Below are 15,923 nucleotides of genomic sequence, written 5' to 3' on the forward strand. Positions count from 1 at the left end.
GCCTCCACGCAGTGACGGGTGTCGTCACCGGTTTCTCCATCATCCTGACCGTCGTGCTGGCCGGGGTCGTGCTGGCCGCCACCGGGGTGATCCCACGGGAGGGCGCCCGCTACCTGAGCAAGACCGCCTATGCGGTGGCCAGCCCGTCGTTGTTGTTCCTGACCATGGCCCACGGCGATCCCTCGGTGCTGGCCTCCACGGCGGCGCTGGTCGCCCTGCTGTCGGCCCTGGTCAGTGCGAGCGTCTTCGTGGTGCTGTCGCTCCTGTTCTTCCGCCGGCCGCTGGCCGAGACCACGATCGGCGTCACCGCCTCCTCCTACGCGAACGCGGCCAACATCGGGCTGCCGGTGGCGACCTACGTGGTCGGCGACACCTCGGCCGCCGCGCCGCTGATCATGCTGCAGCTGGTGGTGCTGGCGCCGGCCGTCACCGCCGCGCTGGAGCTGGGAGTGCGGGGCAGGCTGGACGTGTGGGGCATCCTCACCGTGCCGGTGCGCAACCCGCTGGTGCTCGGCACGGTGGCCGGAGTGATCGTGTCGGTGACCGGCGTGAGTGTGCCGGCGGTGGTCAGCGGGCCGCTGGAGCTCCTCGGCGGCGCCGCGGTCCCACTGATGCTGATGGCCTTCGGCATCACCCTGTGGGGCCGGCGGCCGCTGGCCGGGGCCGACCTGCCGCCGGTGCTCACCGCCACCGCGGTCAAGGTGCTCTTCATGCCGCTGGTGGCCTGGGCCGTCGGTGGCCTGCTGCTGAACCTCGAAGGGCCGGAACTGTTTTCCGTGATCGCGATGGCCGCCCTACCCACGGCCCAGAACGTGCAGACCTATGCGATGTGGTTCGGCCGGGGAGAGAACATCGCCCGGGACGTGGCTCTGCTGACCACCCTCGGCTGCATGCCGGTGCTCATGCTGATCTCCACAGTCTTTACCTGAGTTTTCGGGCGAGCTACGGGGCGGTCCGGCCCCAGTCGTCGCGGTAGCTGGCCCAGTCCTCTTCGGTGGCGTCGAAGTCGACGTAGAGCGCCAGCCCGACCGGCCGGTCCCGGGCTCGCCCGGCCAGGGCCTGCTGCACACCCGCGATGGCGGCGGGCACGGTCTCGGCCGCGTCGAAACGGTTGATCTTCTGGTCCTGGTAGGCAGGCGCCCCGATCAGCAGGTCGACGTCGGCCGGCACGGCGTCCAGGGCCAGGGTGGTCTGGCGGCGGATGTATCCCTGGAAGGCCCGCTCGCTGGGCAGGAACGTGTCGTACGCCATGATCGCGATCTGGTCGGCCGACCCGGCCACCCGCCGCATGTAGGCCTTCGTCCACTGGCTCGACTGCAGGTGGTGCAGCCCGGTGACCGGCTGGAGCTTGGGCGTGGCCACCGACAGCAGGGCGCCGGCGGCCTGGGTGCGGGAGTGGGTGGCGGCCAGCAGGTCGAGGAAGTCCTGGTCGCCGTTGCGGGCCGGCTCGAAGTCGTAGTGCACGCCGTCCCAGCCCTCGGCCAGGATCGCCTCGGCCCCTTCGAGCACCCGGGCCCGGGTCGCGGCCGAGGCCAGGCTCATCCGGTTATCGGCGAGCACGTTGCCCAGCCAGGCCTGCACCCGCACCTGGGGCAGCGCGGTGTGCAGAGCCTCGAGCAGCCAGGAGGCGCGGGGGCGCAGGGCCGGATCGAGGGTGCCGTCGTCGGCGTAGGGGCCGGCGTGCACGTACAGGTCACGGATGCCGGTGCCCTCGAGCTGGTCGGCCAGGGCGTCTACGTCGGTCTGGGTCTTGCGGCCGTCCACCCAGGCGTGCCCCAGCCAGTAGGCGTCCTGCCCGGTGCTGCGGATCGAGCGGTCGACGGTGCCGGAGCCGTGCACGGCGAAAGCGGCCACGGCGGCGCTGACCACGAGAAGCAGCATGGCCAGCAGGGCGCCGAGGCTGCGCACCGTCCGCCGGACGATCCGTCGTCGGGGCTTGGGCGTGCTGTCCGGTCCGTCGGCCATGTGATGATCATGGCCTATTTCCGGGTGAGCGGCCTCCGCGTGCCCGACGTACATCGCCCGCTTGTTCGAAGACGCGGATCGGATCGCCTCCAGCCTGGAACACTGACCGTCGTGACCGACTTCTCGGACGTGGACCTGACCGACTCCCGGTTCCAGAAGGTGCAGGTGCGCCGGAGCAGTTTCTGGAAGGTCCGGATGCGGGGCGTCTGGGTCGGCGAGGTGGAGATCGACGGCCAGATCGAGGGGCTGCGGATCAACGGGGTCGACGTGGGCCCGCTGATCGAGGCCGAACTGGACCGCCGGGAACCGGACCGGGCCAAGATGCGGCCCACCGACGTGGCCGGCTACAGCGAGGCCTGGGACATCCTGCAGGCCCGGTGGCAGGCCACCGTTCAGCGGGCCCGGGCCCTGCCGCCGGAGCTGCTGCACGAACGGGTCGACGAGGAGTGGTCGTTCATCGAGACGCTGCGCCACCTGGTCTACGCCACCGACATCTGGATCAGCCGGGCCGTCCTGGGCGAGCCCCGCCCCTGGCACCCCCTGGCCCTGCCGTTCGACGAGATGGACCCGGAACCGGGCGTGCCCTGGGACAAGGGGGCCCGGCCGGGCCTGGACGAGGTGCTGGCCCTGCGGGCCGAGCGCGGCGCCACCGTGCGCCGGGTGATCGACGGGCTGACCGAGCAGAGCCTGGCCGCCCACACCGAACCGGTCGAGGGGCCGGGCTATCCGCCCGCCGACCGCTACCCGGTGGCGGAGTGCCTGCAGACGGTGCTGAACGAGGAGTGGGAGCACCGGCGTTACGCCGAGCGCGACCTGACCGTGCTGGAATCCCGGGTGGCCGGGTAGAGCCCCGAACGTGCCCCCTGGTTCTGCCGACCGGCGGGACCAGGGGGCCACCGACGTCCTCTATTCCTTGCCCTGACGCCGCCAGAGCACCGACTGCTCGGCCGGTTCGCGGCGGATGTCCCACTCGGACAGGTCCAGCGTGCCGTCGGGGTCGCCGATCATCTCGCGGGCCAGGGCCTGCGCCACCGGCGGCCCGTGCATGGCCCCGTGACCGGTGAAAGTGAGTGCCCACAGGCCCTCTTCGACCAGGCCGACGTACGGGTGGCCGTCCCCGCCGAGCACCGGCCAGGCGGTGTACCGGCTGACCATCGACAGGTCGGTCAGCTGCGGGGCGCGCACGCTCGCGGCCTCGTAGAACAGCTCGGCCAGGTGGTCGTAGTCGCGCGGCGCCGGGTTGCGCGAGAGCATCGCGACCATCAGCTGGTCGCCCTCGCGCTCGATCACCATGCCGGTGTCGATGTCCACCGTGGTGGGCAGTTTCCGCCCCGGCAGGTAGTTCTCGGTGATCAGGCCCAGGTGCCGGCCCTCGTACATGTCCAGCTGGACGCCGAACGGCTCGACGAGCTTCTTGGTGCCGATCCCGGCCACCAGCGCCACGTTCGGCGCCACGACCTCACCCTGCGGGCCCTGCACCCGCCAGGAGCTGCCTTCGCGCACCACGGCCTCGACCGGCCAGTGCCGCTTCACCACGACACCCAGCGACCGGGCGGCGGCCACCAGCGCAGTCACCCCGTCGGTGGGCATGACGTGCCCGTCGAGCGGCGTGTACGAGCCCAGCACCAGCCCGGTGGTGTCCAGATAGGGCGCCACGTCGGGGATCTGGTCGGGGGTGAGCAGGTGCACGTCGGGCATGCCCTGCTCGATCTGCACCGCCGCGTGCTTGCGCAGGGTCTCGGCCGACGCCTCGTTCGAGGTCAGCATGAGGTAGCCGTCCTCGTGGAACGGCACCGTCAGGCCGAAGGAGGAGCCCAGCGACTTCCAGAACGCCAGACCCCGCCGGGAGCACTCGATCTCGAGGGCGGTGCCGTACTGCTGGCGCACGTTGCCCATCGATCCGGCGGTGGCCCCGGAGCCCAGCTCGGTGGCCTCCAGCAGCACCACGTTTTCCACGCCGGAACTGGCCAGATAGTAGGCCAGGGCGGCGCCGTTGATCCCGCCCCCGACCACGACGGCGCCGGCAGTCAGCACTCCCGAAGCCTCAGGCATCCGGGCGCACCACGGTCCAGGTGATGGTCAGCGGCACACCCGCGTCGGACAGCAGCGCGTACATCGGGCACAGCCGCTCGACCTCGGCCTTGAAGTGGTCGATGCGCTCCTGCGGTTCGGAGGTGGTGATCACGACCTCCTGCTCGACCCGCTGGTAGTGCCGCGCCACCGGCTCGATCTCACTGTACTTCTTCTTGGTGCGGCGCATCTCGGCGCGGCGCACGTCGATGAAACCACCGGTCCTGAACTCCACCCCGCCCAGGTCGAACTTCTGCTCACGCCGGAGCACGAACATGATCATCGCGCTGCAGGCGTTGAACGCGGCCAGGGTGGCCTCCAGCGCGGTCGGGCCGGTGTTGCCCCCGCCCAGGTCGACCGGCTCGTCGTGGTGCAGCGGCTCCAGGTCACGGATCTGCGTGACGGAGTGGAAACGCTGGTCGTACTTCGTGCTGACCGAGATCGGCTGGATCCGCTCGGTGATCTGCAGGTCGTTCTCGGGGGTGTCGGTCTGGGTCACGACTTTCCTCTTTCCTAGCGGGGGTTCAGGCGAGATGGCAGGCGACCTGGTGGCGGTCCACCAGGCGCAGTTCGGGCCGGGTCTCGGCGCACTGCGGTTCGGCCAGCGGGCAACGGGTGCGGAACGGGCAGCCGGAGGGCGGGTTCACCACCGAGGGCACGTCACCGGACAGCGGGGGAGCGACCTCCCGGCGGCCGATCTGCGGGGCCGCGGCCAGAAGGGCCCGGGTGTAGGGGTGGCGGGGGCGCTCGCGGATGTCCTCGTCGGTGCCGATCTCGACGATCCGCCCCAGGTACATCACCGCCACCCGGTCGGACACGTAGTCGACCACGGCCAGGTCGTGGGCCACGAAGAGGTAGGTCAGGCCGAGGTCGCGCTGCAGTTCGACGAGCAGGTTGACCACCTGCGACTGCACCGACACGTCGAGGGCGGAGACCGGTTCGTCGGCCACCACGAACCTCGGCTCCAGGGCCAGCGCGCGGGCGATGCCGATGCGCTGGCGCTGCCCGCCGGAGAACTGGTGCGGATAGCGGTCGGCGGCCGAGCGCGGCAGGCCGACCCGCTCCAGAGCGGTGGTCACCAGGTCGTCGAGGCTCTCCTTGGTGGCCAGACCATGGACGAGGGGGGCCTCGCCGATCAGGTCCCGCACCTTCAGTCGCGGGTTGAGTGAGCTCATCGGGTCCTGGAACACCAGTTGCAGGTGCCGGCGCAGGCCGCGCAGCTCCTTGCCCCTCAGGCCGCTGATGTCTTGGCCCTCGAACTCCACGCTGCCACGGGTGACGTCGACCAGACGCACCAGCGCCCGGCCGAGAGTGGACTTGCCGCAGCCGGACTCACCGACCAGGCCGAGAGTCTCGCCGGGGACGATGTCCAGGTCGATGTCCTGCACGGCAGGCACGACCGTCTTGCCGCGCCGGCCCCGCACGGTGAACTCGACGCTGGCGCCCCGGGCGCTGAGCAGGGGCTTGGGGGGGTGCGGTCGGTGATCGTCATCAGCTCACCACCTCTCGGGAGGAGTTCGGGACGGGTACGCCGTCGACCAGCGGGTGATCGCACGCCACCTCGTGCCCGGGCCAGCGCTCCAGCAGCAGCGGAGGCTTCTCGCGGCACCCGGGGGTGACGAACTCGCAGCGGTCGGCGAAGCGGCACCCGGCCGGCCAGTCGGCCGGGCTGGGCACCGAACCGGGGATCGAGGGCAACGGCACGTTGCGGTCCATGCCCAGGCGGGGCACCGAGGCCAGCAGACCACGCGAGTACGGGTGCGCCGGGTTGCCCACCAGGCGCTGCGTCTCGGTGCGCTCGATCACCTGGCCCGCGTACATCACCGCCACGTCGTCGGCGATCTGCGAGACCACGCCCAGGTCGTGCGTGATCATCAGGATCGCCATGTTCAGCCGTTCCTGCAGCTCTTTCAGCAGGGTCAGGATCTGTCCCTGGATGGTCACGTCCAGCGCGGTGGTCGGCTCGTCGGCGATCAGCACGGCCGGGTCGGCCGAGATGGCGATCGCGATCATCACCCGCTGCCGCATCCCGCCCGAGAGCTGGTGCGGGTACTCGGTGACCCGCCGCTCCGGGGCCGAGATGCCGACCAGCCGCAGCAGTTCCACGGCACGCTCCCGGGCCGCCCGCCGGCTGAGGCCCCGGTGCCGGCGCACGGTCTCGGCCACCTGGTCGCCCACGGTGTACACCGGGTTCAGCGACGACATCGGTTCCTGGAAGATCATCGCCATCCGCCGGCCGCGCACCTCGCGCAGCCCGCGCTCGCCCAGGCCGGCCAGCTCGCGGCCCTCCAGCCGGATCGACGATCCGGGCAGCACCTGGCCGCCCCGGTCGAGCAGGCCCATCACCGACAGCGCGGTGACGCTCTTGCCGGAGCCGGACTCGCCGACCAGGCCGAGGGTCCGGCCGGGCTGCAGGTCGAGGTCCACCCCGTCGACGACGGTCTGGCCGTTGAAGGCGGTGCGCAGGTCGCGCACGCTCAGCAAAGAGGTCAACGGGCTCACCTGCTCGTGGAGTGCCGGGGGTCGAGGACATCGCGGATGCCGTCGCCCAGGAGGTTGAAGCCGAGGATGGCGACGAAGATCGCGATACCCGGGTAGGTCACCAGCGTGGGGTCGGTGAACAGCAGGTCGCGGCCGTCGCCGAGCATCGCGCCCCACTCCGGCGTCGGCTCGGCCACCCCCAGGCCGAGGAAGCCCAGACCCGCGCCGGTGAGCACGGCCGAGCCGATCTCCAGCGGAGTCTGCACGATCAGCGCGCCCAGGGCGTTGGGCACCACGTGGCGGCGCAGGATCCGCAGCGGCGGAAGCCCCTGCGAGCGGGCGGCCTCCACGTAGGGCAGCCGCATCACGGTGAGCACCCCGCTGCGGGTGACCCGGACGAACCGGGGAAAGGCCGAGACCGCCACCGCGATGATCAGGTTGGTCATCCCGGTGCCGAGGATCGCCACCAGCGAGAGCGCCATCAGGAAGCCGGGGAACGACAGGATGATGTCGACCAGGCGCTGGATGACCAGGTCGGTCCAGCCGCCCGCGTAGCCGGAGACCGCCCCCACGACCAGCCCGGCCGCCGCGGCGATGGCCACCGCGGCCACCGCCATGACCAGGGTGTAGCGGGCGCCGTTCACGATCCGGACCAGCTCGTCGCGGCCCAGGTCGTCGGTGCCCAGCCAGTGGCCGGAAGAACTGCCCAGCAGGCTCTGCGAGAGGTCCTGGTGGTTCGGGTCGGACGAGGCGCTGCCGAGCACCAGGAACGGCCCGATCAGGGCCACCGCCAGGGTGAACCCGGCCAGGATCAGGCCGACCCTCGAGCTGCGGTGCCGCCACAGGGCGCCCAGGAACGAACGGCGCCGCGGAAGGGCCGCCGTGACCGGGACGGCGGCGGGAGTCTCAGTGGCCATGACGCACCCTCGGGTCGATCGCGGAGTAGAGCAGGTCGGTGGCCAGGTTCACCAGGATCAGCATCACGGCCACCACGAAGACCACGCCCTGCACCACCGGGTAGTCGCGGTTGGTGATCGAGTTGACCAGCAGCTGCCCGATCCCGGGCCAGCCGAACACCGACTCGGTCAGGATCGAGCCGCCGAGCATCTGCCCGAACTGCAGGCCGACCACGGTGATCACCGGGACCAGGGCATTGCGCAGGGCCTGCTTGCCGACCACGTTGAACCCGCTCATGCCCTTGGCCCGGGCGGTGCGGATCGCGTCCATCGAGAGCGCGTCGATCATCGCCGAGCGGGTCTGGCGGGAGATGAAACCGATGGCGAACAGCGACAGCGCGCAGGCCGGCAGCACCACGCTGGCCGGGGTGGCCGCACCGGAGGCCGGGAACCAGCCCAGCTTCACCGAGAACAGCACGATCATCATCAGGCCGATCCAGAACACCGGGGCCGAGACCCCGACCACCGAGACCGCCGAGAACACGAAGTCGACGAACCGGCCGCGGTAGAGCGCCCCGACGATGCCCAGGGCGCAGCCGACCACGATCGCGATCAGCATCGCCCAGAACGCCAGCTGGATGGTGAACGGCAGCCGGGTGGAGATCTCCGCCATCACCGAGTTGCCGCTGCGGGTGGAGGTTCCCAGGCTCCCGGTGAACAGGTTGCGCAGGAACTCCAGGTACTGCGACCACCACGGCTGGTCCAGGCCCAGCTGACTGCGCAGGTGCTCGACCTGCTCGGGGGTCGCGGTGGGCCCGGCCGAGATCCGGGCCGGGTCGCCCGGGATCAGCCGTAGCAGCAGGAACGCCACCGTGGCGGCGCCCAGCACGGTGGGGACGACCGACCCGATCCGGGTCAGGGTGTAGCGGATCATGCCGGAGTCTCCGCAGAGCCGAAATTGGGGACGATCGTGGGCGGGTGATGTACGGCGACCGGACCCGGGTCTTCGGTCGCCTTGCGCACCTCGACCAGCGTGGAGTGCGCACTCGGTCCCTGCCCCAGGCGTGAGGTGCCGACGTCCCGGGTCAGGACGTTCGCGTTGCCGTGACGGTCGAGAGAAGCGGCGGCCGGGTCGACCGGGTCGTGCCAGGCGCCGGTGGAGAGCTGGATCACGCCCGCGCGCAACGCGTCCGAGAGCACCGCCCCGGCCAGCACCCGGCCCCGGCCGTTGAACACCTCGACCAGGTCGCCGTCGCAGATGCCCCGGGCAGCGGCGTCCTCGGGGTTGAGCCGGACCGGTTCCCGGCCGGCCACCTTCGCCGCGCGGGAGACCCGTCCCATGTCGAGCTGCCCGTGCAGACGGTGCCTGGGCTGATTGCTGATCAGGTGCAGCGGGTACTGCTGGGCGAGCGGCGAGCCGGCCCACTCCCGGGGCTCCAGCCACACCGGATGACCCGGGCAGTCGTCGTAGCCGAAACCGGCCACCACGTCGCTGGTGATCTCGATCTTCCCGGTCGGTGTGCGCAGGGGGTTGGCCGCCGGATCCTGCCGGAACTCGGCCATCAGGGTGCGTTCGCCGTCGTGCTCGATCGCGACCTCGCCCTTTTCCCAGAACTGCTCGAAACCGGGCATCTGGACATCGAAACCCGCGGCCTTGTCCCGGCTGGCGTCGTAGAGGAAGCGCAGCCACTCCATCTCGGTGCGGCCCTCGGTGTACTGCGCTGCGACGCCGAGCCGTTCGGCCAGCGCGCTGAAGATGGCGAAGTCGTCGCGGGCCTGCCCGACCGGCTCGACCGCGCGCTTCATCGCCACCAGCACCCGGTCGCGCGAGCTGGCGCCGATGTCGTTGCGTTCCAGCGTGGTGGTGGCCGGAAGGACGATGTCGGCCCGGCGCGCGGTCGGGGTCCACCAGGGTTCGTGCACGACGATGGTCTCGGGCCGGCGCCAGGCGGCGGCCAGCCGGTTCAGGTCCTGGTGGTGGTGGAACGGGTTGCCCCCGGCCCAGTAGATCAGCCGGATGTGCGGGTAGGTGCGCTTCTCGCCGTCGAACTCGTACTCGCCGCCGGGGTTCTCGAGCATCTCGGTGTGCCGGGCGACCGGGATCCACGAGTCGCCCTGCTGGGGGCCGGCCGGCAGCACCGGCGTGCCGAACGGCAGCTTGGACGAGCCCATCCCGGCCGAGTTGCCGTAGCCGAACGAGAAACCGCCCCCGGCCAGGCCGATCTGGCCGAGCATGGCGGCCAGCGTCACCGTCATCCAGTACGGCTGCTCGCCGTACTCGGCGCGCTGCAGCGACCAGGTGGTGGTGATGAACGTGCGGTTGTCCGCCATCCGGTGGGCCAGGCCGACGATGAACTCCTCGTCGAGGTCGCAGATCCGGGCGGCCCAGGCGGCGGTCTTCGGCCGGCCGTCGCTCTCGCCGAGCAGGTACTGCCGGAAGGTCTCGTAGCCGTGCGTGCAGCGGTTCAGGAAGTTCTTGTCCACCAGCCCGTCCCGTTCCAGCGTGTGGGCCAGGCCGAGCATCAGCGCGGTGTCGGTGTTGGCCCGCAGCGCCACCCATTCCGGGTCGATCTCGGCGTGGATGTCGTCACGCAGCGGGCTGACGTTCACGAAGTGCGTCCCGGTCCGGGCCATCTCGGCCAGGTTGTCGCGCCCCACGTGCCGGGTGATGCCGCCGGCCTCGGCCTGGGCGGTGCGCAGGGGCAGGCCGCCGAAGGCCACCCACAGCGTGGTCGCGCCCTGCAGCCGGGACCAGGTGGTGACCTCGCCGCTGACCATCGCCGGGTCGCCGACGATGTGCGGCAGCACGGCCAGGCCGGTGGCGAAGGAGTAGTTGTGCTTCTGGTCGGTGAAGCCGCCGATCCGGTTCAGGAAGCGGTTCACCTGGGTCTTGGCGTGGTGGAAGCGGCCGGCGCTGGACCAGCCGTAAGAGCCGCCGAAGATCGCGTCGTTGCCGTGCTGCGTGCGCACCCGCTCCAGTTCCCCGGCGACCAGGTCGAGGGCCTGTTCCCAGGAGACCTCCACGAACTCCTCGGTCCCGCGCAGATCGGTGCGCGCACCCGGGCCGTGCTCCAACCAGGACCGGCGCACCGACGGCGCGTTCACCCGCAGCGGCGATTCCACGATGTCCGGGATCGACGTGAGCAGGTCGGACGGGTCGGTGTCACCGGCGTGCGGACGCGCCTGGACCAGCTTGCCGTTCTCGACCACGGCGGTGAACGCACCCCAGTGCGAGCTGTGCGGGAACTCCCCGTCGACGGCGCTCATCAGCGGACGGCCTCGTCGTCCCACTCGCGGGCGGCCCAGATCGAGAAGCTGGCCGGACGCTCGGCCAGCCACATGCCCTCCTTGGCGATCTCGCCGCCGTCGGTGAAGCGCTCGGGGCGGAAGATCGACAGGTCGGTCTGCGGGGCCCGGCCGTGGACGGCGTCGGCGATGTCCTGGGCCAGGCCCGGGCCGATGCACATGCCGTGGCCGCTGAAGCCGGTGGCCAGGAAGTAGTTCTCGAACGTGGAGAAACCGATCAGCGGGTTGTCGTCCGGGGTGACCTCGATCGGCCCGGCCCAGTTGCGCTCGAACCTGCGGCCCTTCAGGGCCGGCACCCGCACGGCCAGGCGGCGGGCCAGTTCCTCGCCCTCGGTCCAGTCCGCCTCGACCACGTCCGGCACCTCGTCCAGCACCGGTTTGAACGCGGCACCCGACCAGATGCCCTGCCCGGCCCGGCGCACGTAGATGCCGGCGTCGAAGTCGAAGGTGTGCGGCGCGTTCTGGGGGATCTCCGGGGTCTGCTCCATCACGAAGACCTGCGAGCGGCGCGGCAGGATCGGCAGTTCCTGACCGTAGGTGCGCCCGATGCCGACCGACCAGGCGCCCGCGCAGGTGACCACGACCCCGGCGCTCAGCACACCCCGGTCGGTCTCCACCCCGGTCACCTTGTCGCCGTCGATCACCAGCCTCAGCACCCGGCGGTCTTCCAGCACCGTGATGCTCGAACGCCGGACCTTCGCGGCCAGGGCAGGCATCAGCGCGCGCGGGTTCAGGTGGCCGTCGGTCGGGCCGAAGCAGCCGCCGATCACGCCGTCCAGGTTCACGTGCGGCAGCAGCGCCTCGGTCTCGGCCCGGCTGATCATCCGGGTGTCGGCGCCGTGGGCGTTCTGGATGGCCACGCCCTCGGCCAGCCGGTCGTGCTGAGCCTGGGAGGTGACCAGGAACAGGTAGCCGTTCTGGTCGTACTCCAGGTCGACGCCCTCCTCGGCCTCGAAGGCGCGCAGCCAGGCCTTGGTGCGGTTGGCCGCCTCGATGTTGGGGCCCTTGAAGAACTGCGAGCGGATGCCGCCGGCGTTCAGTGAACTGGACCCCTCGCCCAGACGGCCCTTGTCCACGATGGTCACACTGGTGCCGGACCCGGCCAGGGCCAGCGCGGTGGTCATCCCGACAATACCGCCGCCGATGATCAGAACGTCACTCAAAGGTATTCTCCTACCTACAGAATCGGTGCTCTCGGGGTGGCCAGGCGGGGCAGGTCGGCGGGCTGGGCCAGGCGTCCTCGCCCGGGCCTGCCCAGCACCTCTCCGTCCAGCATCACGGTCTCACCGCGGCTGATCGTGCGCACCGGCCAGCCGGTGAGCTCCACCCCCTCCAGCAGGCTCATCCTGGCCCGGCTGTAGAGCTCGGCGCCGCGCACCGGCTTGGTCAGCTCCGGGTCGAAGACGGTGATGTCGGCGTCCGCGCCCGGGGCGATGGTGCCCTTGCGCGGGTACAGGCCGAACAGCCGGGCGGCGTTGGTGGAGGTGGCCTCGACGAAGCGCTGCAGCGAGATCCGGCCCTTCAGCACGCCCTCGCTGAACAGCGCCGGCATCAGGGTCTCCAGGTCGGCCATGCCCGGGCGGGTCATGGTCACGTCGACCTCGGGGGCCAGCTTCTGCTCGCGCTTCCACGGGGCGTGGTCGGTGCAGCAGGTGGCGATGTCACCGGCAGCCAGTCCGGCCCAGAGCGCGTCCACGTCGGAGCGGCTGCGCAGCGGCGGGTTGCCCACGTACAGGCCGGGTGTGTCCGACTGGTAGCGGGACTCGTCGAACAGCAGGTAGATCGGCCGGGTCTCGACGTAGACCGGCAGACCCCGGCGCCGGGCCGCCGTTGCCGCGTCCAGGGCCCGGGCGCTGGACAGGTGCACGATGTAGATCGGGGCGTCGGCCGATTCGGCGAACGCGATGGCCCGCTCCACCGCCGCGGACTCCGATGACACCGGACGCATTCTCGGGAAGTTCTCGATCCCGGTCTCGCCCGCCTCCACCAGCTTCTCCAGCTCGTGCCCGATCACGCAGGAGTCCTCGCAGTGCACCAGGCTCAGCATGTCGTCCCGCCCGGCCTGGGCCAGCACCCGCAGGTACTCCGCGGCCCGGGTCTCGAACCCGAACAGGTGCATGAAGATCTTCAGGCTGCGGGCACCGCGCTCGCGCAGCTGGGCGATCTCGGGAAGCCGGTCGGCAGACGGATCGAGAAGCACGGTGTGCAGCGCGAAATCAACCACGGCCTGGTCGCCGGCGCTGGACACCGCCCGGTCGAACGCCTCGGGCAGCGATTCTCCGGGGATCGGGAAGGTGATGTCACCGATCGTGGTCACGCCCCCGGCCGCGGCGGCCTGGGTGCCGCTGGTGTAGTCGTCGGCCCAGGCCAGCTGGCGGTCGGGCAGGTTCACCGGGGAGAGGTGGACGTGCAGGTCCATCCCGCCGGGCAAGACGAGTTTGCCCTTGGCGTCCACTTCCTCGTGTCCCCGGGGGATGCCGGTCCCGACCGAGATGACCACCCCGTCCTTGATTGCGACATCGGCCGGCGCGTCCGAGCCGGAGGTGACCACCCGGCCACCCCGGATCACCAGATCCGGTGTACTCACTGGGCCTTCCCTTCGAAGTAGGCCACGGCCTCGTCCAGACCGATCACGTCGCCGTACTTGATGTCCACGTCGGTGAGGGTGATGTCGTGGGCCAGCTGGTTGCTGTCCATCACGCAGTCGCGCACCAGCATCGTGCGGAAGTTGTGGCTCAGGCTGTCCACCACCGTGGCCCGCACACAGCCGCTGGTGGAGGTGCCGACCACGACCACCGTGTCCACACCCTGGGCCTTCAGGTCCTCGGCGAGAGCGTTGCCGAAGAACGAGGAGGGCACCTTCTTGGCGATCACCGCGTCGCCGGGCTGCGGGGTGATCAGCTCGTCGATCTCCGCCGGTTCGGTGCCGATCACGTTCTCCAGCAGGGTGGAGGCCTTCTCGCCGAACACCCCGGCGTTGCGGTCGTCCTTCTCGAAACCGATGTAGGTGTAGGCCACCGGCGCCCCCGTCGACCGCGCAGCGGCCAGCAGGGTCGCCGTGTTCTGCACCGGGACGAGCGATTTCGCCCTCCAGGTGCGGGTGTACTGCTTCTGGAAGTCGACCACGACCACCGCGGCCTTCGTCCCGAACCCGAGCCGGTGCCCGACGCCCTTGGAGCGGTACAGCTCACGGACGTCCTCAAGCTGTTTCTGGTTGTCGGTGGTCATGGTCTTCCTCTCCGAACCGGTCTCAGGACGCCGGGGTGGCCCAGGTGGTCACGAACATGTTGTTGGCCAGGCCCTCGACACCGGTCACGCCGGACGACGTGGCCACCGCGGTCTTCACCTGGTACAGCCACATCGTCGGGGCCTGGGAAACCAGGTACTCCTGGGCCTCGGCGTAGGCCGCCTCGCGCTCGGCCGCGTCGATCGTGCCGTTGCCCTTCAGCACCAGCTCGTCGTACTTCTCGTCGCTGAAGTAGGTGCCGTTGAAGCCGTTCGGCGGGACCTGGTCGCTACGGAACTGCAGCAGCGCCTGACTGGCGTCCAGGTAGATGGAACCCCAGCCGATCAGCCGCAGGTCGCTGGTCGCCTCCTTCGGGTCGACCATCACCCCGGCCAGGTAGGTGGTGAAGTCGGTCGGGTTCTCCAGGGTGACCTCGACGCCGACGTCGCGCAGGTAGCCGGCCACGGCCTGGGCCACCTTGTAGTCGTTGAGGAAGCGGCCGTCGGAGGAGACCATGGTGAGCTTCAGGTCGCTCGCCCCGGCCTCGGCCAGCAGCTGCCGGGCCTGGTCGGGGTCGTAGCCGGGCATCTCGGCGTCGGCGTTGCCGGCCACCGACTTCGGCAGCGGACCGGTGAGCTGGGTGCCGGTGCCGAACAGGACCTTCTCGATGACGGTGTCGCGGTCGATCGCCAGCGAGAGCGCCTGGCGCACCTTCGGGTCGTTCAGCTTCGGGTTCTTGCTGTTCTGGGTGTTGAAGCCGATCTGCACCGAGTAGGAGGAGTCGAACAGCAGCAGGTCCTGTTCGGCCGAGTTCTCCAGCTGCGACAGCGAACTCGCGGGTGGGCTGGCGATCACCTGGGCGTCGCCGGACTGCAGGGCGGCCATCCGGGCCGAGGCGTCGGTCACGAACCGGTAGGTCTGCGTCTGGTACGCGGGCTCTTCGCCCCAGTAGGCGTCGTTGCGGGTCATCGTGATGTGGTCGCCCGCGGTGTAGCTGTCGTACACGTACGGGCCGGTGCCGACCGGAACCTTGATCTGCTCGGCGGTGTTTCCCTCGGCGGTGACCGAGTCCGGCGAGATCACCCCGGCGATGGGCAGACTCAGCGCCTGGGCCAGGGCCGGGAACGGCGTCTTGGTGGTGATCGTCAGGGTGCTGGCGTCGGTGGCCTCGACGCTGTCGATCACGGCCAGCTCGTTCGGTGCGGCCTTGTAGGTGTCCGGCGAGAGCAGGCGGTCCAGGCTGAACTTGGCTGCCTCGGCGTCGAAAGCGGCGCCGTCGGAGAACTTCACCCCGCTCTTCAGCTTGAATGTCCAGGTCTTCCCGTCTTCCGAGGTCTCCCAGCTCTCGGCCAGTTCCGGCTGGGCGGTGCCGGTGGCGTCGATCGCGGTGAGCTCCTCGACCATCATGTCGACGATCTGCATCACGCTGGTGGTGCCCTGCGCCTGCGGGTCGAGCGAGTCGATGTCGTTGCCGATGATCGTGGTCAGCGTCTGGCTGGTGGTCCCGCCCGAGCCGGAGTCCGACCCGGAGCCGGAGCCCGAGTCGGTGGTCGCGCAGCCGGCGAGTGCACCCACGGCGATGACGGCGCTCAGGCCGGCCAGCAGTCTGGAGCTCTTCATGTTCTTCCTTCGGGGGATGGTGAGAGGGGAGCTGGTCAGGGCGTTCTGAGGACGTCCGTGGGCGCCGGTTCGCGGGCTGCGAAACCGTCGAAGACGTCGTTGTGACAGGCGGTTTCCGAGCGCAGCGCCGGGTCGCCGTAGCCGGCGCCGTTGGGCACCTCGATGGTGAGAACGGTGTTGGCGGCCAGGCTGAGCCCGGCGAACTTGGAGTTCAGCTCGCGCTCGGCAGCAGTGCCGGCGTCGAGGAGGATGCGGCCGCGGCGGCCGTCTTCACCGCCGAAGATGCCACGTGGCGGGTCGGTACGGAAGTCCCCGGAGGCGCTGACGATCACCGGGGCCAGGAACTGCCAGACCCGGCG

General features: G+C 70.5%; 15 protein-coding genes. 2 read left to right on the plus strand and 13 right to left on the minus strand.

Annotated elements, in window-relative coordinates; translation table 11 throughout:
* Nucleotides 1–11: 11 nt before the first annotated feature.
* Nucleotides 12–929: an AEC family transporter gene (locus tag LWF15_RS12335; protein ID WP_232810600.1), complete on the plus strand. Its 918-nt coding sequence runs from the start codon at nt 12–14 to the stop codon at nt 927–929.
* Nucleotides 930–942: 13 nt separating this feature from the next.
* On the opposite strand, the gene LWF15_RS12340 is transcribed toward LWF15_RS12335, so the two are convergent.
* Entirely contained in the window at nt 943–1,965 is a 1,023-nt protein-coding gene (locus LWF15_RS12340) for a glycoside hydrolase family 18 protein (RefSeq protein WP_232810601.1), read from the minus strand.
* Between the two features lie 111 nt (nt 1,966–2,076).
* Between LWF15_RS12340 and LWF15_RS12345 the strand changes: the two genes are divergently transcribed.
* Complete coding sequence (locus LWF15_RS12345; RefSeq protein WP_232810602.1) at nt 2,077–2,811, plus strand: DinB family protein; 735 nt, start codon at nt 2,077–2,079, stop codon at nt 2,809–2,811.
* 60 nt (nt 2,812–2,871) lie between these two features.
* Here LWF15_RS12345 and LWF15_RS12350 read toward each other — a convergent pair whose 3' ends face one another.
* The 12 genes from LWF15_RS12350 to LWF15_RS12405 form a co-directional block, all read right to left on the minus strand.
* The gene (locus LWF15_RS12350) at nt 2,872–4,017 is read right to left on the minus strand and encodes an NAD(P)/FAD-dependent oxidoreductase (RefSeq protein ID WP_232810603.1); all 1,146 of its coding nucleotides are present in this window, start codon (nt 4,015–4,017) and stop codon (nt 2,872–2,874) included.
* Nucleotides 4,010–4,534, minus strand: a complete 525-nt coding sequence (locus tag LWF15_RS12355; protein WP_232810604.1) for an OsmC family protein — start codon at nt 4,532–4,534, stop codon at nt 4,010–4,012. Before LWF15_RS12355 ends, LWF15_RS12350 begins: the two co-directional genes overlap by 8 nt.
* A gap of 25 nt (nt 4,535–4,559) precedes the next feature.
* Nucleotides 4,560–5,459 (minus strand): ABC transporter ATP-binding protein, encoded by a 900-nt coding sequence (locus LWF15_RS12360; RefSeq protein ID WP_232810605.1) that lies wholly within the window; start codon nt 5,457–5,459, stop codon nt 4,560–4,562.
* Between the two features lie 67 nt (nt 5,460–5,526).
* Entirely contained in the window at nt 5,527–6,537 is a 1,011-nt protein-coding gene (locus LWF15_RS12365; RefSeq protein WP_408623104.1) for an ABC transporter ATP-binding protein, read from the minus strand.
* Complete coding sequence (locus LWF15_RS12370) at nt 6,534–7,433, minus strand: ABC transporter permease (RefSeq protein ID WP_232810607.1); 900 nt, start codon at nt 7,431–7,433, stop codon at nt 6,534–6,536. Before LWF15_RS12370 ends, LWF15_RS12365 begins: the two co-directional genes overlap by 4 nt.
* Nucleotides 7,423–8,346, minus strand: coding sequence for an ABC transporter permease (locus LWF15_RS12375; protein WP_232810608.1), 924 nt, complete (start codon nt 8,344–8,346; stop codon nt 7,423–7,425). Before LWF15_RS12375 ends, LWF15_RS12370 begins: the two co-directional genes overlap by 11 nt.
* Nucleotides 8,343–10,679 carry a molybdopterin-dependent oxidoreductase gene (locus LWF15_RS12380; RefSeq protein ID WP_232810609.1) on the minus strand — a complete coding sequence of 779 codons (2,337 nt, stop codon included), beginning with the start codon at nt 10,677–10,679 and terminating at the stop codon, nt 8,343–8,345. The genes LWF15_RS12375 and LWF15_RS12380 overlap by 4 nt, the downstream gene beginning before the upstream one ends.
* Nucleotides 10,679–11,881 (minus strand): NAD(P)/FAD-dependent oxidoreductase, encoded by a 1,203-nt coding sequence (locus LWF15_RS12385; protein WP_232810610.1) that lies wholly within the window; start codon nt 11,879–11,881, stop codon nt 10,679–10,681. The genes LWF15_RS12380 and LWF15_RS12385 overlap by 1 nt, the downstream gene beginning before the upstream one ends.
* A gap of 14 nt (nt 11,882–11,895) precedes the next feature.
* Nucleotides 11,896–13,305 carry an amidohydrolase family protein gene (locus LWF15_RS12390; protein ID WP_232810611.1) on the minus strand — a complete coding sequence of 470 codons (1,410 nt, stop codon included), beginning with the start codon at nt 13,303–13,305 and terminating at the stop codon, nt 11,896–11,898.
* Entirely contained in the window at nt 13,302–13,946 is a 645-nt protein-coding gene (locus LWF15_RS12395) for an isochorismatase family protein (RefSeq protein WP_232810612.1), read from the minus strand. Before LWF15_RS12395 ends, LWF15_RS12390 begins: the two co-directional genes overlap by 4 nt.
* A gap of 22 nt (nt 13,947–13,968) precedes the next feature.
* A complete protein-coding gene (locus LWF15_RS12400; RefSeq protein WP_232810613.1) occupies nt 13,969–15,564 on the minus strand; it encodes an ABC transporter substrate-binding protein in 1,596 nt (531 codons plus the stop codon).
* A 35-nt stretch (nt 15,565–15,599) separates the two neighbouring features.
* A partial coding sequence (locus LWF15_RS12405) for a hydantoinase B/oxoprolinase family protein (RefSeq protein ID WP_232810614.1) occupies nt 15,600–15,923 on the minus strand: 324 nt, incomplete at its 5' end.

Origin of the sequence: Kineosporia rhizophila, assembly GCF_021277265.1 — a bacterium.
Lineage (GTDB): Bacteria > Actinomycetota > Actinomycetes > Actinomycetales > Kineosporiaceae > Kineosporia > Kineosporia rhizophila.